Origin of the sequence: Metapseudomonas boanensis, assembly GCF_042232855.1 — a bacterium.
In the GTDB taxonomy this organism is placed as follows: domain Bacteria; phylum Pseudomonadota; class Gammaproteobacteria; order Pseudomonadales; family Pseudomonadaceae; genus Metapseudomonas; species Metapseudomonas boanensis.
This window is the reverse complement of record NZ_CP113889.1, coordinates 2199529-2221964: the sequence shown is the minus strand read 5'-3', so window position 1 is coordinate 2221964 and position 22436 is coordinate 2199529. Positions and strand designations below refer to the sequence as shown.

General features: G+C 61.3%; 18 protein-coding genes. 6 read left to right on the top strand and 12 right to left on the bottom strand.

The genetic code is table 11. The features are described 5' to 3' along the window. Positions 1 to 26: 26 nt before the first annotated feature. The 5 genes from OXH74_RS10145 to OXH74_RS10125 form a co-directional block, all read right to left on the bottom strand. On the bottom strand, positions 27 to 818 hold the full coding sequence (locus OXH74_RS10145) for a creatininase (protein ID WP_375741101.1): 792 nt from the start codon (positions 816 to 818) through the stop codon (positions 27 to 29). A 166-nt stretch (positions 819 to 984) separates the two neighbouring features. Continuing rightward, on the bottom strand, positions 985 to 2328 hold the full coding sequence (locus tag OXH74_RS10140; RefSeq protein ID WP_375741100.1) for an MFS transporter: 1344 nt from the start codon (positions 2326 to 2328) through the stop codon (positions 985 to 987). A gap of 374 nt (positions 2329 to 2702) precedes the next feature. Further along, positions 2703 to 3914, bottom strand: a complete 1212-nt coding sequence (locus OXH74_RS10135) for a M24 family metallopeptidase (RefSeq protein WP_215380962.1) — start codon at positions 3912 to 3914, stop codon at positions 2703 to 2705. A 458-nt stretch (positions 3915 to 4372) separates the two neighbouring features. Beyond that, on the bottom strand, positions 4373 to 5383 hold the full coding sequence (locus OXH74_RS10130; RefSeq protein ID WP_375741099.1) for a GlxA family transcriptional regulator: 1011 nt from the start codon (positions 5381 to 5383) through the stop codon (positions 4373 to 4375). Between the two features lie 13 nt (positions 5384 to 5396). Further along, positions 5397 to 6773 (bottom strand): L-serine ammonia-lyase, encoded by a 1377-nt coding sequence (locus OXH74_RS10125; protein WP_375741098.1) that lies wholly within the window; start codon positions 6771 to 6773, stop codon positions 5397 to 5399. A gap of 498 nt (positions 6774 to 7271) precedes the next feature. Here OXH74_RS10125 and OXH74_RS10120 point away from each other — a divergent pair, with 498 nt between their 5' ends. Further along, positions 7272 to 7670: a thioesterase family protein gene (locus OXH74_RS10120; protein WP_375741097.1), complete on the top strand. Its 399-nt coding sequence runs from the start codon at positions 7272 to 7274 to the stop codon at positions 7668 to 7670. Between the two features lie 19 nt (positions 7671 to 7689). Beyond that, the gene (locus OXH74_RS10115; protein WP_375741096.1) at positions 7690 to 8112 is read left to right on the top strand and encodes an acyl-CoA thioesterase; all 423 of its coding nucleotides are present in this window, start codon (positions 7690 to 7692) and stop codon (positions 8110 to 8112) included. Between the two features lie 220 nt (positions 8113 to 8332). Here the strand turns inward: OXH74_RS10115 and OXH74_RS10110 are convergent, their stop codons facing one another. Further along, positions 8333 to 8635, bottom strand: coding sequence for a hypothetical protein (locus tag OXH74_RS10110; protein WP_375741095.1), 303 nt, complete (start codon positions 8633 to 8635; stop codon positions 8333 to 8335). Positions 8636 to 8967: 332 nt separating this feature from the next. On the opposite strand from OXH74_RS10110, the gene OXH74_RS10105 reads away from it, so the two are divergent. Together OXH74_RS10105 and fusA are read left to right on the top strand one after the other, a co-directional pair. Then, complete coding sequence (locus tag OXH74_RS10105; protein ID WP_375741094.1) at positions 8968 to 10008, top strand: low specificity L-threonine aldolase; 1041 nt, start codon at positions 8968 to 8970, stop codon at positions 10006 to 10008. An 894-nt stretch (positions 10009 to 10902) separates the two neighbouring features. Then, complete coding sequence (fusA, locus tag OXH74_RS10100; protein ID WP_375741093.1) at positions 10903 to 12948, top strand: elongation factor G; 2046 nt, start codon at positions 10903 to 10905, stop codon at positions 12946 to 12948. 374 nt (positions 12949 to 13322) lie between these two features. Here fusA and gbcB read toward each other — a convergent pair whose 3' ends face one another. Further along, on the bottom strand, positions 13323 to 14423 hold the full coding sequence (gbcB, locus tag OXH74_RS10095; protein ID WP_375741092.1) for a glycine-betaine demethylase subunit GbcB: 1101 nt from the start codon (positions 14421 to 14423) through the stop codon (positions 13323 to 13325). 354 nt (positions 14424 to 14777) lie between these two features. Here gbcB and gbcA point away from each other — a divergent pair, with 354 nt between their 5' ends. After that, positions 14778 to 16070, top strand: coding sequence for a glycine-betaine demethylase subunit GbcA (gbcA, locus tag OXH74_RS10090; protein ID WP_375741091.1), 1293 nt, complete (start codon positions 14778 to 14780; stop codon positions 16068 to 16070). A 562-nt stretch (positions 16071 to 16632) separates the two neighbouring features. Beyond that, the gene (locus OXH74_RS10085; protein ID WP_375741090.1) at positions 16633 to 16950 is read left to right on the top strand and encodes a hypothetical protein; all 318 of its coding nucleotides are present in this window, start codon (positions 16633 to 16635) and stop codon (positions 16948 to 16950) included. Positions 16951 to 17008: 58 nt separating this feature from the next. On the opposite strand, the gene OXH74_RS10080 is transcribed toward OXH74_RS10085, so the two are convergent. From OXH74_RS10080 to OXH74_RS10060, 5 genes are all read right to left on the bottom strand, one after another. Further along, on the bottom strand, positions 17009 to 17899 hold the full coding sequence (locus OXH74_RS10080) for a PapG chaperone-binding domain-containing protein (RefSeq protein WP_375741089.1): 891 nt from the start codon (positions 17897 to 17899) through the stop codon (positions 17009 to 17011). A gap of 87 nt (positions 17900 to 17986) precedes the next feature. Continuing rightward, a complete protein-coding gene (locus tag OXH74_RS10075; RefSeq protein WP_375741088.1) occupies positions 17987 to 18487 on the bottom strand; it encodes a fimbrial protein in 501 nt (166 codons plus the stop codon). Further along, entirely contained in the window at positions 18484 to 18999 is a 516-nt protein-coding gene (locus OXH74_RS10070; protein WP_375741087.1) for a fimbrial protein, read from the bottom strand. The genes OXH74_RS10075 and OXH74_RS10070 overlap by 4 nt, the downstream gene beginning before the upstream one ends. Before the next feature lie 37 nt (positions 19000 to 19036). After that, a complete protein-coding gene (locus OXH74_RS10065) occupies positions 19037 to 19768 on the bottom strand; it encodes a molecular chaperone (RefSeq protein WP_375741086.1) in 732 nt (243 codons plus the stop codon). Beyond that, positions 19765 to 22236: a fimbria/pilus outer membrane usher protein gene (locus OXH74_RS10060; RefSeq protein WP_375741085.1), complete on the bottom strand. Its 2472-nt coding sequence runs from the start codon at positions 22234 to 22236 to the stop codon at positions 19765 to 19767. The genes OXH74_RS10065 and OXH74_RS10060 overlap by 4 nt, the downstream gene beginning before the upstream one ends. Positions 22237 to 22436 lie beyond the last annotated feature (200 nt).

Sequence of the window (22436 nt, the reverse complement as noted above, 5' to 3'; positions counted from 1 at the left end):
TTATTCGGGGCGACGCCGGGCGAGCCTCAGGCGCCGTTGGTGAGTGGGAATTCCTGGCAGATGGCATCGGCGATGCCGCTGACGCACACTTCCAGGATCAACTCGCCCTTCGCCCGGCTGGCCATCTTCGCCGACGACAGGGTACCGGCTGCCGGGGTGCGGGACGGATCGACCGGAAACACGTCGTAGGGCGGGAAGGTCGCGGGCGGGTGATCCACCACCCGGTCGAGGTCGACCAGTTGAGGGTGCAAGGCGAGCATCAGCGAGGTTTCGAACACCCCACCATGCTCGATGTCCCAGCCCAGGAAGCCTTCCGGGTAGAGTTGCTCGATCACCGCCGGGTCCCTGACGAAATCCCAGTAGGACAACACCACCACCTTGAAGTCGTGGATACCGGCATAGCGCAGCTCGCGCAGGGCCAGATCGATGCCTTCGACTATGAACATCGAGTTCTCGTAATGGCCGTTCATCATCACCAGCCGGCGAGCGCCATGGCGGGCGAGTTCGCGAATGATGTCCTGCACCGTTCCGGTCAGGGTCGCGCCGTCCAGGCTGGTGGTGCCGGGGAAGTGGTTACCCCCACCAGACTTCTGCTGCGACTTGTAGCCGTACTGCAGTCCCGGCAGCACCAGCGCACCGATACGCTCGGCGACTCGCTGGCAGACCGCGGTGGGCAACAGCACGTCGACGTTCATGCACATGTGGTGGCCGTGCTGCTCCAACGCACCGATCGGCAGCATCATCACGCATTCGCCCCCGGCGACCCTGGCGGCATATTCGGTCCAGGTCAGCTCGCCTACGAAAACACTCTTGCTCATCGAATTCTCTCCAAGGTTGCCAGGCCTGGCCGGAGGGCTGCGAATGCAGATGCGTCTCCGGACCGCCGGGCTGGGCGGTATTCCGGTATTTGCCATTGCAGCAGAAGCTCGTGCCTGACTTTTGTACGTATCCGACCCGAAGTTGGCAGGATCCACGCTCCGGCCGTCAGTCGTCCGCCAAAGCCTTATGCGCGGTCTCTTTGATCATCAGCATCGCCAGCAGTGCAACGCCGGCAGCGATCAACAGCAGCCAGGCCGGGGCCATCTTGTCGCCGGTCTGGCTGATCAGCCACGTCGCGACGAAGGGGGCAGTGCCGCCGAACAGGGCGTTGGCGGTGTTGAAGCTGAAGGCGAAGCCGGTGTAGCGCACACGGGTCGGGAAGACTTCGGCGAGGAAGCACGGCAAGGTGCCGTCGTTCATCGCCAGCATCAGGCCGAAGGCGATCTGGATCAGGAGGATGAAGGCGAAGGACTTGCCCTCCAGCAGGCCAAACAGCGGCAGGGTGAGACCGAGGAACAGCAGCGAGGCCAGGATCAGCATGGTCTTGCGGCCGAAGCGATCGGACAGCTTGCCCATCAGGAAGATGAAGCCAATGTAGGTCGCCAGTGAGACGGTGGAAGCCAGGAAGGAATCCGTCTCGTTCATGCCCATCTCGGCGGAGAGGTAGGTAGGCATGTAGCTGAGGATCAGGTAGAAGGCCACCGCGTTGAGGCAGGTGACGCCGATGGCCACCAGCACGCGCTTACGATGCACACCGAGGAGCTCGCGAATCGGCACCTTGTGCTCACCCCCCTTCTGCTCCAGCGCCTGCTCCATCTCACGGAACTTCGGCGTGTCCTCCAGATGCAAGCGGATGTAGCGACCGATCAGGCCCAGGGGCGCAGCCAGCAGGAAGGGCAGTCGCCAACCCCAGCTGTGCAGCTGCTCGCTGTCCAGTTGCGAGTAGAGCCCGGCAGCGAAGAGCGAGCCGAACAGCAACCCCGCTGCCGTGCTGGCCGGCACCAGGCAGGTGTAGAAACCACGCTTGTTGTCGGGGGCGTATTCGGCCAGGAAAGCCGCTGCGCCGGCATACTCGCCGGAAGCGGAGAACCCCTGGACCAGGCGGATCAGCAACAGCAAGAGCGGCGCCCACAAACCGACCTGGGCATAGGTCGGCAGCAGCGCGATGCAGAAGGTCGCACCTGACATGATCAGGATGGAAAGGGACAGGGCATTACGCCGACCGTAACGGTCGCCGATGTGACCCCAGACGATACCGCCGATCGGGCGAACGATGAAGGAGATGGCGAACACCGCGAAGGCGGCGAGCAGACCGGTGGTCTTGTCCGTGGCCGGAAAGAACACCACGGCGATGACGGCGGCGAGATAGCCGTAGGCCGCGTAGTCGAACCATTCGACGAAGTTGCCCATGAAGCTGGCCGTGGCGGCCCGGCGCAGAGTGCTGCGCTCGGTTGACGTCGAGCGGCTGGACGCCCCTCCATAGGCAAGGGTTTCGTTGGTAGCGCTCACTGGCCACCTCCGGGGAGCAGTGCCAGCTGCTCGCTTGCCTGGTTGACTGAAGTATTGCTCAATGCCAGGCGGCCGTTGCCGCCGGAAACGAATGAAACTGCGTCGGCCACTCCCACCGGGGGAGTGCTGAAGATTAACCTGACCATCGCCCACACCTCTTTTGTTTTTAGTGAAAAGTTCGGCAGCTGGTAGTTAAAGAGCGGCGCGTGCGGGAGGCCGGAGCCTCGAGGATGCCGCGCGTCGATTCTTGTTGTGGCAGGCCCATGGGCCCGCGATAAACGCTTGTCATCTCCTTGGGCGCGAAGGTCGTGGTTCCTCCGCGCCTGCAATCCACGGGCCGTGCAGTGTCGGCTCTGCACAGCCCGTGGCGGTCATCATTTGCGGATGATGTTTTTCTCCGGTCCGTAGGGGAATTTGGTGATGTTCTCGGCACCATTCTCGGTGACGATGAGGATGTCGTGCTCGCGGTAGCCACCGGCGCCCGGCAGGCCTTCCGGCAGCATGATCATCGGTTCCATGGACACCACCATGCCCGGCTCCAGAACCGTGTCGATGTCCTCACGCAGCTCCAGCCCGGCTTCGCGGCCGTAGTAGTGGCTGAGGGTGCCGAAAGAGTGGCCATAACCGAAGGTGCGGTACTGCAGCAGGTCGTGACGCAGGAATATCTCGTTCAGCTCACGGGCGATGTCGCTGCAACGCATGCCGGGCTTGATCAGCTTCAGGCCGGCCTCGTGCACTTCGACGTTGACCTCCCACAGGCGCAGGTGGTCGTCCGAGCAATGATCGAGGAACAGCGTGCGCTCCAGCGCGGTGTAATAACCCGCGATCATCGGGAAGCAGTTCAGGCTGAGGATGTCACCCTTGTTCACCTTGCGCGAGGTGACTGGGTTGTGGGCGCCGTCGGTGTTGATGCCGGACTGGAACCAGGTCCAGGTGTCCATCAGCTCGCTATCCGGGAAAGTGCGCGCGATCTCGCGGATCATGGCCTGGGTGGCATGCAGGGCCACCTCGTATTCCGGAACCTGATCACGCAGGGCTTCGACCACCGCGGCACCGCCGATGTCGGCGATGCGTGCACCGTGGCGAATCATCACGTGCTCTTCGGCGGACTTGATCATGCGCATACGCATGCAGGACGCGGCGATATCCACCAGTTCGGCTTCCGGATAGCGGGCAGCCAGCTTGTCGCGGTTCTGCAGGTTCAGGTGGTCATACTCGATACCGATGCGGCGGGCTTTGGGCAGCGCCTGCTGGATGGCAACGAAGTAGTTATCGCGCTGCCAGTCGGTGTAGACGATGTTGTCGGTGCCAACCGTGCGGCGCCAGGGCTGGCCACCATCGATGTTGGCGCTGATGCTGACCACTGCGTCCTGGGTCACCACCAAGGCGTAGGGACGACCGAAGGAGCAGAACAGGAAATCGCTGTAGTAGTTGATGTTGTGGTACGAGGTGAAGATCGCCGCGTCGATGTTCTCCGCCGCCATGTGGGCGCGCAGCTTGGATTGGCGGTTGGCGTATTCCTGAGCGGAGAAGGTGGAGTTGACCTTGTCGCCGTTCTGGATCCGGATCGTCTTGGGCATTTGCATGGCGGGAACCCTTGTTGTTTTCCAGTGACTCGACACGCCGGATTGGCGGGCCGTTGGAAGCATTGCAACAGAAGGAGGCGAGCAGTTTTTGTACGATTCCGACCCGAAGTTGGTCAGATCCGCAGGGGGCATCCGGGGCAAAATCTCTCGCAAACGCTCAAGGCTTCCGTAGGTTGGCGCTGAGCTCAGCGGAACGCCGCCCCGCCTACAGGGTGGTGAGGGCGTTGGACGCAGACGGATTTCCACTGCGGGAGCAGGCCGCTTTTCTGTGGGGCGAATTCATTCGCCAAGGGCAGCACAGCTGCCCCGGCCAAGCCCAAAGGCAGACCTGCGGTCTACTTGGCGAATGAATTCGCCCCCACAAAGATTTGCCCCACAACGACAGCGCTCGACCAAAAAAAACGGGCCCGGACCGTGCTGCCAGGCACGGGCGGGCCCGAAGGTGGTGTCGCTCGGTGTCAGTGCATGGCGATGCGGCACAGCTGGGGCTTGCCCAGCCGCTCGTTACTGGGCGGGATGCCGAAGTGCTCGCGGTAGCACTTGGAGAAGTTCTGCGCCGAGAGGAAGCCGCAGCCCATGGCCACCTGCACCACCGGCATGGCGGTCTGGCGCAGCAGTTGGCGGGCGCGCAGCAGGCGCAGCTTAAGGTAGTAGCGCGACGGCGAGCAGTTCAGGTACTTCTGGAACAGGCGCTCGAGTTGGCGACGCGACAACTCGATGAAGCTCGCCAGGTCGTGCAGATCGATGGGCTCTTCCAGGTTCGCCTCCATCAGCGCGATGACTTCTTGCAGCTTGGGTTGGGCGCTGGACAAGGCCTCGCGCAGAGTCAGGCGCGGGGGAGCGGGCTCGCTGCGCACCTGCTCGAAGGCCAGGGTTTCGCTGATGGCCCCCAATAGCGCCGGCCCCTGGTTGCGGCCGATCAGTTGCAGCATCAGTTCCAGCGCCGCGCTGCCGCCCGCCGCCGTGTAGCGATCACGGTCAAGCGAATAGGGTTGCGGGCTCAGGGCGATGCCGGGGAAGCGCTCGCGCAAGTCCACCCGGCAAGCCCAGGCCGGGCTGCACTCGTAGCCATGGAGCAGGCCCGCTTCGGCCAATACCCAACTGGCCGAGCCCAGCGCCCCCAGGTGCACATCGCGTCCGGCCAAGTCTCGCAACTGTGTCAGCAACTGCGGGTCAGCCACACAGGCCGGACCGTCGCCACCACAGAGGATCAGCGCATCCAGCTCGCCTGCGCCACCCAGGATGCCTTCCGGGGACACCTGCATGCCGTTGCCGGCGCGACATGGGCTGCCATCGAGGGTCAGGGTCCGCCAGCGATAGAGGCTGGTCGCAGACAGCTGGTTAGCCAGGCGCAGCGGCTCCAGCGCACCTGCGAGGGCGATCAGGCTGAAACCGTCGAGCAACAGGAAGCCAATGGATTCCAGCCTGGCCAGGGTCGCTGGCTGGGGCAGTTGCAGAGCAGCAGTCATGGCATTTCCCCCCTCAACACTCGACCGCGCTGACTGCCAAGCCGCCGCGCGAGGTTTCCTTGTACTTGTCGTGCATGTCGGCGCCGGTGTCGCGCATGGTGCGGATCACCCGGTCCAGCGAGATGAAGTGCTCGCCATCGCCGCGCAGCGCCATCTGCGCCGCGTTGATCGCCTTCACCGCGGCAATCGCATTGCGTTCGATGCACGGCACCTGCACCAGCCCGCCCACCGGGTCGCAGGTCAGCCCGAGGTTGTGCTCCAGGCCGATCTCCGCCGCGTTCTCCAGCTGCGCCGGGGTCGCTCCCAGCACTTCCGCCAACCCCGCCGCCGCCATCGCGCAGGCCGAGCCGACTTCGCCCTGGCAACCCACTTCGGCGCCGGAGATCGAGGCGTTCTTCTTGCACAGGATCCCCACCGCCGCCGCGCCGAGGAAGTAGTTCACCACGTCGTCCTCGCTGGCCTCGGGGTTGAAGCGCATGTAGTAGTGCAGCACCGCCGGGATGATGCCCGCCGCGCCGTTGGTCGGCGCCGTCACCATGCGCCCGCCGGCAGCATTCTCCTCGTTCACCGCCAGGGCGTAGAGGTTGACCCATTCCATCGCGCTCATGGTCGAGCCGATCACGTTCGGCTTGCCCAGTTCCTGCAGGCTGCGGTGCAGCTTGGCGGCCCGCCGGCGCACGTTCAGCCCGCCGGGCAGGATGCCCTCCTCGCCCAGGCCGTTGCGCACGCAGTCCTGCATGGCGTCCCACAGCTTGAGCAGCCCAGCGCGGATCTCCGCCTCGCTGCGCCAGGCCTTCTCATTGGCCAGCATCAGCTCGGAAACACGCAGGTTGTGGCGTCGGCACAGCACCAGCAGTTCCTCGGCGCTGGAGAAGTCGTAGGGCAGCTGGGTGTGGTCCTGGTCCAGCTGGCCGGAGGCGGCCTGCGCGGCATCCACCACGAAGCCGCCACCGATCGAGTAGTAGGTGTCGCGGTACAGTTCACCACCCTCGCCTTCCGCGATCAGGGTCATGGCGTTGGGGTGATACGGCAGGTTCTCCTCCAGCAGCAGCAGGTCGCGCTGCCAGTCGAACGGCACCGGCTGAGCGCCGTCCAGCAGCAGCTCGCCGCTTTCCAGCAAGGCGGCGATGCGCAGGGGGATCTGTTTCGGGTCGATGCGGTCCGGCCATTCGCCCATCAGCCCCATCACCGTCGCGCGGTCGGTGCCATGACCGACCCCGGTGGCCGACAGCGAGCCGTACAGGCGCACTTCGACGCGGCTCACCCGCGCCAGCAGGCCGCGCTCGCGCAGGGCGCTGGCGAACAGGGCGCCCGCCCGCATCGGGCCCACGGTATGCGAGCTGGAGGGGCCGATACCGATCTTGAACAGGTCGAACACACTGATGGCCATGCCGGTTCCTCTACTGGATCAGCGCGAATAAGCGCTTTGCAGCGGATTGTCCGGTGGTCTCCCTTGAGAAATCTGTCCAGATCCGACCCGAAAATGCACCTGTCCACCCCGCGCCTGGACCTTCCCCACAATTAGCGGGGATCAAGCTGTGGATAACTTGTAGACCTCTGGCCAAGGCCCAGAACCCTCGCCACATCCAGGCCCCTGGCTGTTTTTTGAGCCATATCAGCAGCTTGGCACCTGCATTGCCCCCATAAACTGTGCAGTGCACTGTGGATAACATGTGGGCGCCCCGCTGCAGGACCAGCGGAGCGGGCCTTCCGAGATAATGATCAAAAAATGATCGATCAGTAGGAGTCAGAATAATTAAATACAGATTTAAATTTTGTAACTGCTGCTCCGAGTCTCCCAAGGGCTTGATATAAAAAGTCCCGCTTGTTTTTCGATCAACCGTTTCCCGAATTCCAGCCTGTATTAGCCATTTCTCGGAGACTTCACATGACTCCCGGCACCCAAGCAGAAGCCGAACTCGTCATACTGGCCAGCGACTCCGCCAAGGCCTTGTCGCTTTCTCCCGCAGACGACTTCCCCGAAGTGTTCTCCACCTCCCGCATGATTGCCCTGATGGAATTGGCGGCGGCCCGCTGCATGAAAGCGCTGCTGTCAGACGGCGAACTCTCGGTCGGCGTCGGTGTTGATATCCGCCATCTGGCCGCCACGCCTACGGGTGTGCGCGTACATACCCGCGCCACCTATATAGGGCGGGAGGGCAAGTTATACGCGTTCCAAGTCGAGGCATTCGATGACGGTGGCCTGATCGGCGAGGGCCATCACACCCGGGCAATCGTCAGCACCGAGCGACTGCTTTCCGGCGCTCACGCGCGCAACAACCGCTGATACCAGCAACGGAGTTCCCATGAACGAAGCCACCCTGACCTACCGTGGCGCCGTATATCCCTGGCACTGCGACCACATGGGCCACATGAATGTAATGTGGTACGTAGGCAAGTTCGATGAGGCCACCTGGCAGCTCTTCACCCACCTCGGCCTCACGCCCTCGCGCTTGCGTAATGACGGCGCCGGGATGGCAGCCGTCGAACAGCACATCGAATATCGCCGCGAGTTGCACGCTGGGGACGTGTTGTCCATCCGCTCCCGGGTCCTCGAGGTGACGGAAAAGGCCATTCGCTTCTGCCACGAAATGGTCAACGACGAGACGGGGGAAGTAGCTGCGACCACCACCCTCGTGGGCGTGCATCTGGACACTCGGATGCGCAAGTCGAAGCCGCTCCCAAGTGAAGTGCGGGAGCGTGCGCAAGACTGGCAAGCACCGGCCTGACCCTGGGCAGATTCCCCCGTAAAACGTGGACCAAGCGTTGGACAAGCTGTACACGTCTCACTGCTCACCAGGCAGGCCGGGCGTTTGGCTTTCAGAGCATTTTTTATCGGTTGCCAGCAGAACCGCACACAAAAACTGTGTGCCCCTTTGTGGATAAGCTGTGTGATGAGTGCTCTGCGCCATGGCTGCCGGGGCCGACCGCCTGTTGCTCACAATTCACTCAATTGTTCAGCTGGCTCAGGCAACTTTGAGCGGCCCGCATCACGCGTTGATGGGTCGCCTGCGGCAGCGGTGCCTTCTGCGCCTTCATCGCTTCCAGTTCGGCCGTGCTGGACTCGCTGCCGACCTTGTCTGCAGCGCACGCACAGTAGCGCTGCAGAGCGTCTAACGACACCTCGGCCTGGGCGCCATTCACGCAATCCTCAACGAAACGCTCGCGCTCCCCCGCAGGCCAATCACCCGCCACCGCAGGCAAGCCGATGAGCATGGAGACGAACAGGACGATCAGTTTCCGATAGCGCATTTCTGCTCCTCCTCTATGAGCACACCGCGATATACGTGCAGGCACTAATAATGTGAGGTCGCCAGCCTTGACTGAGTTCCTCTTACCGGCCCTAGTGCATTTCCCCGAATCCCGTGAACGGCCGTGTGGATAACCTGTGTGCGCCCGGCTAGAGCCCGTAGGAGCCGACATGCACAGGTCGTTGAGCACTTGTTGTTCAGACGACCGGCATTCCATCCCTTGAAAAGGATGTCGCCTCAAGGGAAATTTCTGACCGTATCCTGGCGTAAAGTTAGCGCTTATGCGCCAGCCCCCGCCTGGGCGCTCCGGCGATCGGACCAAAGGAACAGGACATGACCGACCAGACCCAACAATTCGCCAGTGACAATTACTCCGGCATTTGCCCGGAAGCCTGGGCCGCCATGGCCGAGGCCAATCGCGGCCATGAACGCGCGTACGGCGATGACCAGTGGACCGCCCGTGCAGCCGACTACTTCCGCCAGCTGTTCGAAACCGACTGCGAAGTGTTCTTCGCGTTTAACGGTACGGCCGCCAACTCGCTCGCCCTGGCCTCGCTGTGCCAGAGCTACCACAGTGTGATCTGCTCGGAGACGGCCCACGTCGAGACCGACGAATGTGGCGCGCCGGAGTTCTTCTCCAACGGCTCCAAACTGCTGCTGGCAAAGACCGAGAACGGCAAGTTGACCCCTGAAGCAATTCGCGAGATCGCGCTCAAGCGCCAGGATATTCACTACCCCAAACCCCGTGTGGTCACCCTCACCCAGGCCACTGAAGTGGGCACTGTGTACCGCCCAGACGAGGTCCGCGCCATCAGCCAGACCTGTAAGGAGCTCGGCCTTAACCTGCACATGGACGGCGCCCGCTTTGCCAATGCCTGTGCCTTCCTCGGCTGCGCGCCGGCCGACCTGACCTGGAAAGCCGGCGTTGACGTGCTCTGCTTCGGCGGCACCAAGAATGGCATGGCGGTAGGTGAGGCGATTCTGTTCTTCAACCGCGATCTGGCCGAAGACTTCGATTACCGCTGCAAGCAGGCCGGTCAGCTGGCCTCAAAAATGCGCTTCCTCGCCGCCCCCTGGGTGGGCCTGCTGCAGGACGACGCCTGGCTCTATTACGCCAACCATGCCAACGCCTGCGCGCAACTGCTTGCCGAACTGGTGGCCGACGTACCGGGTGTAAGCCTGATGTTCCCGGTGGAAGCCAACGGCGTGTTCCTGCAGATGTCCGAACCCGCCCTGGACTACCTGCGCGCCCGGGGTTGGCGCTTCTACACCTTCATCGGCGCCGGCGGCGCACGCTTCATGTGCTCCTGGGATACCGAGATGGACCGCGTGCGTGAACTGGCTGCGGATATCCGTGCGGCCATGGGGGCATAAGACTCTCTCCGGCGGCAGGGGCGAATTCTCGCCAACCAGGCCAAAGGCCTGCCCAGCGTTTCCTGGGGCCGCTTTGCGGCCCTTTGCGAATGAATTCGCCCCACAGTAAAACCCCTCCCGGCTGCTTACCCCCGATTTCCGTGGAGTTTCCTGTGGACAAGCTGTAGAGCCCGTGCTGCAGGCCACGATGGGCGGCACATCCAGGGCTCTGGATGTTTTCTGATCTATTTCAACAACTTAAGTATCACTTGCGCACAAAAGCTGTGCAGCGAAACGTACACAAGCTGTGGATAAGGAGCTCGGGGCCCCGACCAGCATGGCGCGCAGGCTCGCGATCAGTTTTTGCACAGTGAACCATGACAAGAGATTCCTTCTCGGCTATTTGCGTCAAAAAGAGCGACCAGGCTCCGTTACCCCCAAAATAAGTGGATAAGTCTGTGTGTAAGCTGTGCACTCAAACAAAGCTCTCAAGGCCAGACGTAGCAAGGCATTCAGCGATCTTCTCGGCCAAATACAACGACTGACGCGAAACTTGCACACAGATGCTGTTTGTATCGCTGTGGAAAACCTGTTCGCCGATAGCTTAAAGCCTTTATTTTCAGCAGGTTCAGCCGACTGATCATTCATTGCCCTACGCTCCATAAACCCGTTGAATGCAGTCTTTTTCCTATCTCCAGCGGCAAAAAGTGGCTTATTACCCACAAAGTGCGTGGAGCGTTCTGTGGACAAGCTGTACAGGGAACGCTGCAGCCCAGCAATGACAAGGCTTGCCGGCACTCGGTCATTTTTTGAGCTTTTTCAAAGGCTTGCGGATCAGGTCCATGGACCACCCTGCAATCCTGCGGAGCTGGAGCCCCTGCCTATACTGGAAACACCCATCGCGCGGAGGTGCTCATGGCGAACTACACAGTGGAAGCCATCCGGACGGTTGCCCTGGTCGGTCATGGTGACAGCGGCAAGACCAGCCTGACCGAAGCCTTGCTGCACCGCAGCGGAACGATCGCCAATATGGGCAGCCTGGAGCGCGGCGACACCGTCTGCGACTTCGACCCACTGGAACGCGAATATCGTCACTCGCTGGCCTCAGCCCTCGCCCATTGCAGCCATGCCGGAGCCGAGCTCAACCTGATCGACACCCCCGGCTACCCGGACTTCATCGGCCAGTCCATCGCCGCACTCGCGGCTGTGGAAACCGCCCTGGTGGTGGTCAATGCGCAGAACGGCATCGAACTGACCACCCGACGAATGATGGCGCTGGCCGCCGAGCGTGGCCTCTGCCGCATCCTGGTGGTTAACAAGATCGATGCCGAACGGGTAGACCTTCCATCCCTCCTCGCCAACCTTCGCGAAACCTTTGGCAAAGAGGTACTGCCGCTCAACCTGCCAGCGGAAAACGCCAGTCGGATTGTGGATTGTTTCTTCAATCCCGCCGGTGATGCCGACTTCTCCTCCGTTACCGAGGCACACCAAGCGTTGGTGGACCAAGTGGTGGAGGTCGATGAGGAGTTGATGGCGCGCTACCTGGAACAAGGCGAGATCAGCCCGGCGGAACTGCACGAACCCTTCGAGCGCGCATTGCGCGAAGGCCACCTGATACCGCTGTGCTTTACCTCCGCGCGCACGGGGGCCGGCATCCCTGAGCTGCTGGATGTCCTGGCGCAGCTGGCCCCCAATCCGAACGAGGGCAACCCGCCACTGTTCCTCAAAGGCACCGGAGAGCAGGCCAAGGCCTTCCGCGCCGTACCCGACCCGCAACGGCATGTGCTGGCACATGTGTTCAAGGTGGTGATCGACCCTTTCGTGGGCAAACTGGGCATCTTCCGCGTGCACCAGGGAACCTTGCTGCGGGATATGCAGCTGTTCGTCGGCGACGGGCGCAAGCCGTTCAAGCTCGGCCATCTGCTGCGCCTGCAAGGCAAGCGCCATGAAGAGGTGACGCGACTGATTCCCGGAGACTTCGGTGCGCTGACCAAGGTCGACGAGGTCGAGTTCGATGCAGTGCTCCACGACTCCCATGACGAGGATGAAATCAACCTCAAGCCGCTGGATTTCCCGTCCCCCATGCAGGGCTTGGCCATCGAAGCCAAACGCCGCGGCGATGAGCAGCGGATCGCCGAAGTGCTCAACCGGATCCAAGCCGAAGACCCCTGCGTGAAGCTCGATTACCTGCCCTCGACCCAAGAGACCGTACTGCGCGGCATGGGTGAATTGCACCTGCGCTACCTGCTCGACCGCATCACCGGTACCTACAAGCTCGACGTGGAAACCCGTCCGCCGCGTGTGCCCTACCGCGAGGCCATCACCCGCCCAGCCGATGGCCACAGTCGCCACAAGAAGCAGACCGGAGGTGCCGGCCAGTTCGGCGAGGTGTTCCTGCGCGTAGAGCCTCTGCCTCGCGGCGCCGGTTTCGTCTTTGCCGATGAAGTGAAAGGCGGTGTGATTCCCTCCCAGTTCATTCCCTCGGTGGAAAAAGGCGTGCGCTCGGTGCTGGCCTGCGGTCCATTGGCCGGCCTGCCTGTGGAGGATCTCAAGGTCACCGTTTACGACGGCAAGCACCACCCGGTGGACTCCAAGGACATTGCCTTTCAGTCTGCAGGTCGCAAGGCGATGCTCGACGCCCTGCGCGCCGCCGGGGAAATGGTGTTGGAGCCGGTCGTGTCGATCGAGATCAGCGCCCCGGAAGCGCGACTGGGCGATATCACCACCGACCTGATCAGCCGCCGTGGTCAGGTCACCGGCACCGAGTCGCTATCCCAGGGCATGGCGTTGATCCACGGCCAGGTACCACTGGCAGAGCTCGAAGGTTATGCCGGCCGGCTCAAGGCGATCACCGCCGGGCATGGCGCCTACAGCATGCTGCTCAGCCATTACAGCGCCGCGCCCCAGGATGTGCAGCAGAAGCTGGCCGGAGCCTACAAAGCGGTGCAGGAGGAGGATTGAGCCAGCAGGTCGCCGGCACGCCTTTCCTTGGGTGCGATTTCATTCGCCAAGGGCGGAGCAGTTGCCCCTCAGGCTCGAAAGGCAGCTCTATGCCCTGCTGTGCGAAAGAACGCCTACCCACCAAGCAGATGCTGCCCGGTGTTTTACCCCCGGAACCCGTGGACCGACCTGTGGATAAGCTGTTCGCCCCTGACTGCAGGCCACGACGCGCGCGGCTCCTGGTGAGCTGGTTGTTTTATCAGCAGTTTCAACGAGTTACGCAACAGATTGCACACAGGAACTGTGCACCGATGCGCCCACAAGCTGTGGATAGATTGCACCAGCCCACACCACGCGTGGGCTGGCCGGAGATGCTCAATTATTGAGCAGAAGAGTCAATAGTCGATGGCCACATCGCCCTTGGGCACGCTGCAGCAGGACAGGATGTAACCCTCGGCGACGTCTTCGTCGGTGATTCCGCCGTTGTGCTCCATCTCCACCTCGCCGGAGATCTTCAGCACCTTACAGGTGCCGCAGATTCCCATACCGCAAGCCTTGGGGATGTGCAGGCCAAGCTTGGCGGCAGCAGAATGGACCGTCTCGCCAGGCGCCACACGAATGCTCTTGCCGGTGCTGGTGAAGTCCACCAGGTTCATGTCGCCAGCCGGGATCTCTGCCGCCTCAGCGGCTTCCGCGGCGTGCTCGTTTACCTCTGCACGAATCTCTGGCGGAGTCGGGCCGAAGGCTTCTTCGTGGTAGCGCTTCATATCGAAGCCGGCAGCTTCCAGCAGGCGCTTCACTGCTGACATGTAAGGCGTCGGGCCGCAGCAGAAGATCTCACGTTCCATGAAGTCGGAAGCGATCAGGTCGAGCATTGCGCGACTCAGGTAACCGCGATAGCCAGACCAGGTCTCGCCGATCTCGTACTTCTCACAGATCAGGTGCAGCTTGAAGTTGTTGATCCGCGAAGCCATGTGGCGCAGTTCACGGTGGTAGATGATGTCTTTCGGCGTACGCGCACTGTGCACGAACACCATGTCGACTGCGCCGTTGGTATCGAAGAACCAGCGGGCCATGGACATCACTGGCGTGATGCCCACACCGCCGGAGAGAAACAGCACTTTCTCCGCCGGGAAGTCGATGGCATTGAACAACCCCACCGGCCCATGCACCGGCAGCACGTCACCTTCCTTCAGGTTGTCGTGTAGCCAGTTGGACACCTTGCCACCCGGCACGCGCTTGATGGTCAGCGAGAAGCTGTACGGCACCGATGGCGAGCTGGAAATCGTGTAGGAGCGCATGATCGGCTGGCCATCGATCTCCAGCTCCAGGGTCACGAACTGGCCCGGTTTGAAGAAGAACACCATCGGCTGGTCGGCCATGAAACAGAACGTGCGCACATCCAGAGTTTCCTGGATCGCCTTGACGCAACGCACCATGTGGCGGCCATTGCTCCAGGTCTGGGTAGTCACGGGGTTGAGGAAGTTGTTCGTCATGGAGGCTGCTCCGCGCGCGGCCGGATATCGGCCTATTGCGGTGAATTGTGCGTAACGCAAAAAACGCCCATTTACCTGTCTGCGACATTCACATGCTCATCGCGACCTGCCAGCAACCATCGGGCCTGCGGCGTCGGAAACGGATGTTCCCATGTCGCCCGTGGATAAGGCCCTACCTGCCCGCGCCGCCACACTCAATCCCAGCCGAACCATAAGGTTTTTTGGGCAAAACCACCCCCGGGCCGCCAGTCGGCAGGCGAGAAACGAGGGGCCGATCACGCCGCCTTGCGTGACAACCGAAACAGCCACTTTTTGCGGCGGTCGCGAATGCGACCAGCCATTGAGGAGTTACCGATGGACGTCACTTCTACCCTGAGCCTGGGCGATCCGCTTGAACCTGCACGCAAGGCCACGGCCGAAATGCTCCGCGAACGCGACCACAGCTTCTCCCTGCCGCAGCCGTTCTATAGCGACGAGCGCCTGTTCCAGATCGACATGCAGGAGGTCTTCCACAAGGAATGGCTGATCGCCGGCATGACCTGCGAAATCCCAGCCAAGGGCAACTATCTTACCCTGCAGATCGGCGACAACCCGATCATCGTGATCCGCGGCGCCGAAGGCCAGATCCACGCCTTCCACAACGTCTGCCGCCACCGGGGCTCGCGCCTGTGCGTCAGCGACAAGGGCAAGGTCGCCAAACTGGTTTGCCCCTACCACCAGTGGACCTACGAACTCGACGGCCGCCTGCTGTTCGCCGGCACCGAGATGGGCGCCGACTTCGACCTCAAGGACTACAACCTCAAGCCCGTTCATGTGAAGAGCGCTGGCGGCTACATCTTCGTCTGCCTGGCCGAGAACCCGCCAGCCATCGACGACTTCCTCGCCACACTGGCCCATTACATGGAGCCCTACGACATGGAAAACACCAAGGTGGCGGTGCAAACCACCTTGATGGAAAAGGCCAACTGGAAACTGGTGATCGAGAACAACCGCGAGTGCTACCACTGCAACGGCTCGCACCCTGAACTGCTGAAGACCCTGCTGGAATGGGACGACGTGACCGACCCACGCGCCAGCCAGGCTTTCAAGGACCAGGTCGCCGCCTGCACCAAGGCCTGGGACGAAGAGAAGATCCCTTACGCCCACGCCAGTTTCGGCCTGCGCAACCGCATCGTGCGCATGCCGCTGCTCGATGGCACCGTCTCCATGACCATGGACGGCAAGCAGGGCTGCAAGAAACTCATGGGCCGTATCAAGAACCCCGACCTGGGCTCGATGCGCATCCTTCACCTGCCACATGCCTGGAACCACTGCATGGGCGACCACATGATCGTCTTCACCGTGTGGCCCATCAGCGCCCAGGAAACCATGGTCACCACCAAGTGGCTGGTGCACAAGGACGCGGTGGAAGGCGTCGACTACGACGTACAACGCCTGCGCGAAGTCTGGGATGCAACCAACGATCAGGACCGTCGCCTGGCCGAAGAGAACCAGCGCGGCATCAACTCCACCGCCTACCAGCCGGGGCCCTACTCCAAGACCTACGAGTTCGGCGTGATCAACTTCCTCGACTGGTACAGCGAGCGCATGCTCAACAACCTCGGTGACGTCCCGGCGACCAAGCTGCGCCAGGTAGGCACCGACTGATACGGAAGGTTGGAACCATGTCCCTGAGCCTTGGTTTCGCCATTCTGTTAACGCTTTACGGCCTGGCGTCCAGCTTGCTCCACGCCTGGTCCGACCGCACACACTGAGGTCCCCTCAAGGACCACCCTCGCCCTCGTCAGGATGTCGGCCCTGACGAGGGCTTTTTTTTGTCCGACACCCAATATCACATCGCAACTTTCACAACGTGCATAACCACTTTTTGGCAACGCTCTTCCCACTCGCAACAGGAAGATCTGCCAGGCTCACACACTCAGAAAATGATTGAGAACGAATTCCGGGGGAGGGCCGCTCCCGCTCCACTTTGACGCAAATAAAACCTAACCAAGGAATCGTCACCCAATTGGCGAGGAAATGTCGTGTCAGAACTTTCTGATCAATCGAATACTGAGTAGAGCCACACACTTTCCCCCACAACTTACAGAAAACTGCGAACCATCCTCAGACCAACCCCGAATTCCTACAAAAAAAACGGAACAGCCTAGATATGGCCAGTAGGACCGATCTGATTTTTACTTACTAAAAATCTTAGGGAGGGTTGGCCATGAAACGACTACTGCTTGCTGCTGTCATCGCATCGGGTGCATCTCCGACTGTTCTTTATGCCGACGAGCCCAAGATTTTTCACGGGGTCATTCATTTTGTAGGCAGCATCGTCAGAGGACCTTGCGAGGTTCCGCCGGCCGCCTGGCTCCAGCACGCCGGCCGCGACCAGGGTCGCAGCCCCCATCAAGCGGCAGTGCCTGCAGTCGAGGGCAACTGCGCTGGTGTCCCCGACACACACTCGATCAGCTTTACACCGGTTCGCAACACGCGGACCGGCGCTTTCGATGCCGGTTCCATCACGGTGGTGTTCAACTGATGTGCAGACCGCTACGCATGGAGAAGGCCCATCATCGAATGGGCCTTTGGGGGAGCGATCAGGGGATGGAAAGCACAGCGTACGTACTGCCTTTGAACGAGCCCACGCTGACAGCACCATCTGCTTTGAGCACTGATTTAATGGTCACGGGGGTATAGCCTGTGCCAGCGGAAATGCTGAGGGACCGACCACCGCCCACGCCGTCAGCATAGAGCGACGAAGTCAACCCGCTGACACCAGTCAGATTCAAACTGCCCTGCGTACCAGGCGCCACCGCCAAGTTGACGGTTGCTGACTTGTTGCAGGATACGTAGACCGTGGTGCTTGCCGTATGGCCGTTCACTGATTCAGGCGTCACATTGCCATGCCGCAGGTCAATGGAGCCGTAGAGTGAGCAGGACAACTCGGGCTCGGGTGGCTGCCCCCCTCCTATGCCACCTCCGCCGCCGGTGCCCGCGCTACATGATGCTGGCAGGTAATGCCCGTCCCACCCATGGGCTCCCTTGATTTGTAGTATGAAACACATATCCCCCGTACCGACGGATTCCACAGTCGCGACTTTTCCCGTGGTGGTCAGCAAACTTGTAAACTGCGTCAGCGTTGATCCCTTGATGTTGCTTGTTTCAAGCAACCTCTTAATCACAGTCCGTCCGCCTGTATTAATTTCACGAGCCAGGGTACAGGATTCGAATTTTCCGAGCCAAGGAGACTTCTTCCAAGCTGTCTCACATGGATATTGGCCTAAGCCCATAGACCTCAGAGCAGCCTTGTCGACCATGACACTTCCGTCATATTCGACGTGCCACTCAAAATCAGAGAACTTTGTATATTCAAAGACCCCGTTCCCAAACCCCGTAGCAGCCCCGTAAGCCAATGCCGGAAACTCAAGGCACATTAAAATGCACGGCAACAGCATGAAGCGCTTCGGCGCCTGAATGATCAATCTCACGTAGCACTCCATGAACGCTCTTGTGTTCACTCGGTTAGATACCTTGATGAAATATGGGTCCCTGCAATTGACGACCATTTCTCGTCGTCAGTCGTACGCCGCCGACAATGTTGCCGAAGCGGAAAAGCCCCCCGCCTGCAGTTTCGTACCCGGCTCCAGCACCAACTCTGCTTCGATGGAGTTATCGTAGGACGTCGAGGAATTCACGCTGCTGTTCAGCTGCCACACGGCGTTATCGCGAACCCGGCTGATACGGATGCCTAGGCCGCTGACCGAGGTTTTCACCACATCCGGGGCAAAGCCCACATCCGCTTTCAGTGTCAGCGTGATGTCGGCTGCCTCGGTTCCGCACTTGATAGTCAGCGGGATGGTCTGTTTGTATTGCCCGGAGGCGATCCGGGTGACATCCACGGTGCTGAATGGCACGCGCAGCGAGTTGCCCTGGTCGAACTTGCAGGTCGGCTTCACCACGGCTCCGGAAATGCTCACCGTCGATTTCGCGAGTTGGGCGCCCTGCCCTGTTGCGGGCAGCCAAAGGCACAGCGCCAGGTACAAGATGGGCGGTGCGCAATCCTTCACGACCTTCATGGGTAGCTGATCTCGAAGTTGGCGACAGCATTGAAGCCGCCCGGCCCGATGGTTTTGCCCTTCAACGGCCGCAGGTGGGCACTGAACGACAGACGCTCCCGTTCGCCGCCCGCTACCGCAACTTCCAGGCTATCGACGTTGAGTTTGATGGCATCGCCTGCCGAGGTCTCCAGAGCAACTGCCACACCGGAAGCTTCGCCTTCCAGGGCCAGTGATCCAGGCAGCAGCGGCTCCTCCTTGCCCTTGAAGAGGACACTAACCTTGGTAGCCGCCGAACAGGTCAGGATGTCGATATGAAAGGGCACGGCCGGCGTCCGGGACACCTTCTCCAGATCCCGCTTGTTGAAGATGCCGAGGTTCACCACTTGCTCGGTGTTTTCCACGACCAGCTCGCAGGCTGGCACCACCAGAGTTCCATCAAAGCTAAGGAGAATGTCGTCTGCGCTGAGCGCCGCTGCGAACGCGCAGCCACCGATCAGCACCATTGCCCCCCCACTCTTTGCAATCACCATGTTCCGCTCCCTCCCTTGGGCAACCAGCAACCGCCCGCTATGGTTTGGGTTTGAGCTGGCACGTAGCCGCACCGCAGGCGTAGTCCAGCTTCTGGTAGCCGCCGTAATCGCTGATGTAAGTGAGGACCAGATCCTTCCCGACCTGTTCGTCCGGCAGCACGGCCTCGACCGAGAACGGCGCCAGCATCACCGGGTTGAACGTGGTGCTGTCACGCTTGTCGGCCACGTTCTGCAGGTCGCTGATGGTGACGTGGTAAGGCGTGGGGTTCTCGATGCGAAAACCATTGCTGGCCCGGGTCACAATCAACCGTTCCTGCCATACGTCTCCGGCACCGGGGGTGATGGACTCAGGTCGATAGAACAACTTGATCTTGGTATGCAGGGCGATCTGCATGGTGTTCGGTTCGTCGCTGCGTGGCGGGACCTCCCGCAGGTTGAAGTAGAACAGCGACTCGCGATCCTGCGGCAGCTGCTCCGCTTCCGGTGCTTTCACCAGCTTCACCTGTCCGCCGGAGCCCGGTTCGACACGCTGAAGCGGCGGCAGCACCACGATGGGGCCGGAGACCTTCTGCTGCTGCGGATTTTCGATCCAGGCCTGGGCGAGGTAAGGCAACTCCTTGTTGTCGTTGCGAATGCCAAGGCTTACGGATTTGTGCGCACCACCGAAGATGATGCGAGTGCGGTCCAGGGAGATGGCAGCCTGGGCCGAGGAACAGGACAAGGCGATGACTGTCGCCAAGGTGAAGGACATGAGGGGGGATTTGCTCATTTGAAGAGACTCGATTCAATGAAGGGTTGGCACTGAAGTTCGGAACGTTGGTCGAGGGGAAGGATGCGTGGCATGGTCAACCGGCATTGCTTGTTGCGCCCCCATCTCACAACGAACTCCGAATCCGGCTGGATGCCGGTCAGGTAGGCGAAGCCACTATCGGCGACGATGGTCACCTCCCGTCCTGCGGCATCAAGGACACTGGCACCAAATGGCGGGAAGGCGCCGCTGGGCAGGCGAACGGTGACCAGGGCCTTGCTGCCCTGGACGACGCTCAGCCTGCGGTATCCGATCGCGCCTTCGGTCAGGGTGGCTTCGGTTACTGATTTGCTGGCCTCCATGTCGTCGGCCAGTTTGTTCACATCGATCCGTACATCTGTCCGGTAGTAGTCGTTGGCCGAGGGTATGACTGCGATGCCCAGTCGGTTGGTGCGCGCCAAGCCATCCTGCAGGGGTACGCCGGAAACCCCGTCGGTATCGACCATGAAGCGTGTGCCGCCGTCGAAAGCGGACTGGTGCAAGGCCGCACCTTGGGCAGTCGCCGTGAGCCCGCCGCGCAGCGAAAGCCCCAGATTCTGGGAGCCACCTTCCTGATAGCTGCCACTGACGCCGACATCCGCCATCGAGGTGCGCGCGCTGAAGTAGCCCTGCATGCCGTCATTGCCGCGTCCGGTGTTGGCACTGAGCAGGTAGTTGTAGTCCTGCTCGTACCTGGAATAGGTCGCGCCGTGGCGAACGCCGTCGCGATTGATGAAATTGTCGTAGCCCACCCGCTCGCCACGGCCGAAGGGCACACTGAGCGAGAGCGACACACTGCTTTCCTGTTCGAGATCGGAGCGGCTATGGCTTAGCGACAGGGTCGCGGACAGTCCCTTTATGCGCCCCACATCAAAATAGCGGCTGAAGTAGGCGCTGAAACGCTCGGTGGAGGCGCGATCCCAGTAGTCCTCGCGGGTATAGGACAAGTGGCCACTGAAGCCGAAGTCAATGAACGCTTTGTTGGCCAGGGCGGTGTAGACGGCCTTACTGTTATTGCGCGTCAGCCGGCCATCACGGGCGTCGAGGAATTCGTCCATGGTGACGAAGCTGCGCTCCGAGAAGCGGTAGCCGGCGAAGGTGATTTCGCTGTTGTACTCATCGAAGCGCTTGGCGTAGTTGATCCGCAGCGAATTGCCCTTCTGGCGGGGTTCATTGCGGACCTTGGCGCTGGCGTTGGTGATGTCCGCCGAGACCACGCCGAAGCGCTGGAGGTTACGCCCAACGCCGACGGCCAGTGCGGTGTAGCCGTCGGTCAGCAAGCTGCCGCCGTAGGTCGACCAGTTGTTATCTACCCCCCAGGACAGTTCGCCGCTGGCGAACATTGGGCCGGTCATTTCCCGATCCTGGTTCGCCGGGCGCCCAACGGCTAGCTTGTAGCGGAGTTGGCCGGGCCGGCTCATGTACGGCATGTTGGTGGTCTCGATCTGGAAACGCTGGACATGCCCGTCGTCTTCGCTCACCTCCACATCCAGCTTGCCGCTCACCGCGCTGTTGATGTCGCTGATGCGGAAAGGCCCCGGCGGCACCGTAGTCTCGTACAGCACGCGGTCGCCCTGGCGAACCGTGACCTTCGCATTGCTCTGGGCGACGCCGGTCACTTCCGGCGCGTACCCACGCAGATCGGGCGGCAGCATCTGGTCGTCGGTGGCGAGGCTGGCGCCGAGATAACGAAACGAGTCGAACAGGTTGGAGTTCAACTGCGTTTCGCCCAACAGCAGCCGTGCCCCCTGCCTGGGCAAGGGGCGGTAGGCGTAAATTCGGCTCCAGGCGAACTCCCGCTGCGTGTACTGCTTGCTGCGCTGGCGGCTTCCCTGGAAGTCGCCACGCAGGCGCCAAGCCCCCATATTGAAGCCCGCAGTGCCATTACCACTGATCTGGTGGGATCGACCGGAATCCCGGTCTCTGTGCGTCGAGCCATTCAGGTTGTAGTCGAGCAGAGCACCGGGGATGCCGTTGTCCCACTCTTCGACCGGCGCCCAATTGGGGTCCCGGTATGCCATCCAGGCCTGTGGAATGTTGATGACCAGCGAGGCCGCCTCCATGTCCGGCCGCAAGGTAATGCCGCCGACGCTGCCGAGTTCCGCGCAGTCCCGGTCGGGCCAGCGGCCCAGGCCCTGCAGGATTTCCGGTTTCAAGCCAAACTTGGCTGCCAGGTCCATGGGCACGCAGGCGCGAGAGATGGCCTCGTCCCCATTCGATGGATAGAAGTGGATGGTCTGCTCAGAAAGAACACGGCCATTCACCCGGATACTCATCAGGTATTCGCCCGGCATGATGTAGTTCGCAGTACGGAAGCGGCTCAGATCTATCGAGTCGCGCTCTTCCACGTCCATCACGTCGAGGTTGAATTCGACAGGGTATGAAACGGCTGGATGACAGGCGAAACAAACCAGCACCACGGTCGGTAGGATCTTCTTACCTGCAGCCATATAGTTCCAATAGTGGAAGATGGTTTCCCTAGCTCCTTGGGTAACCAGATAAAAGTTCAGCAGCGATTTTTTTGCCCGAACAACCATTCTTGACGGAAACAAATAGAGCACCGCCAGCGAATACTTCGAATTCGCTTTCTTGATCGTAAAATGAACAGCGAACATCCACCGTCGCCAGTTTGTAGCGAGAGCAACGTTCA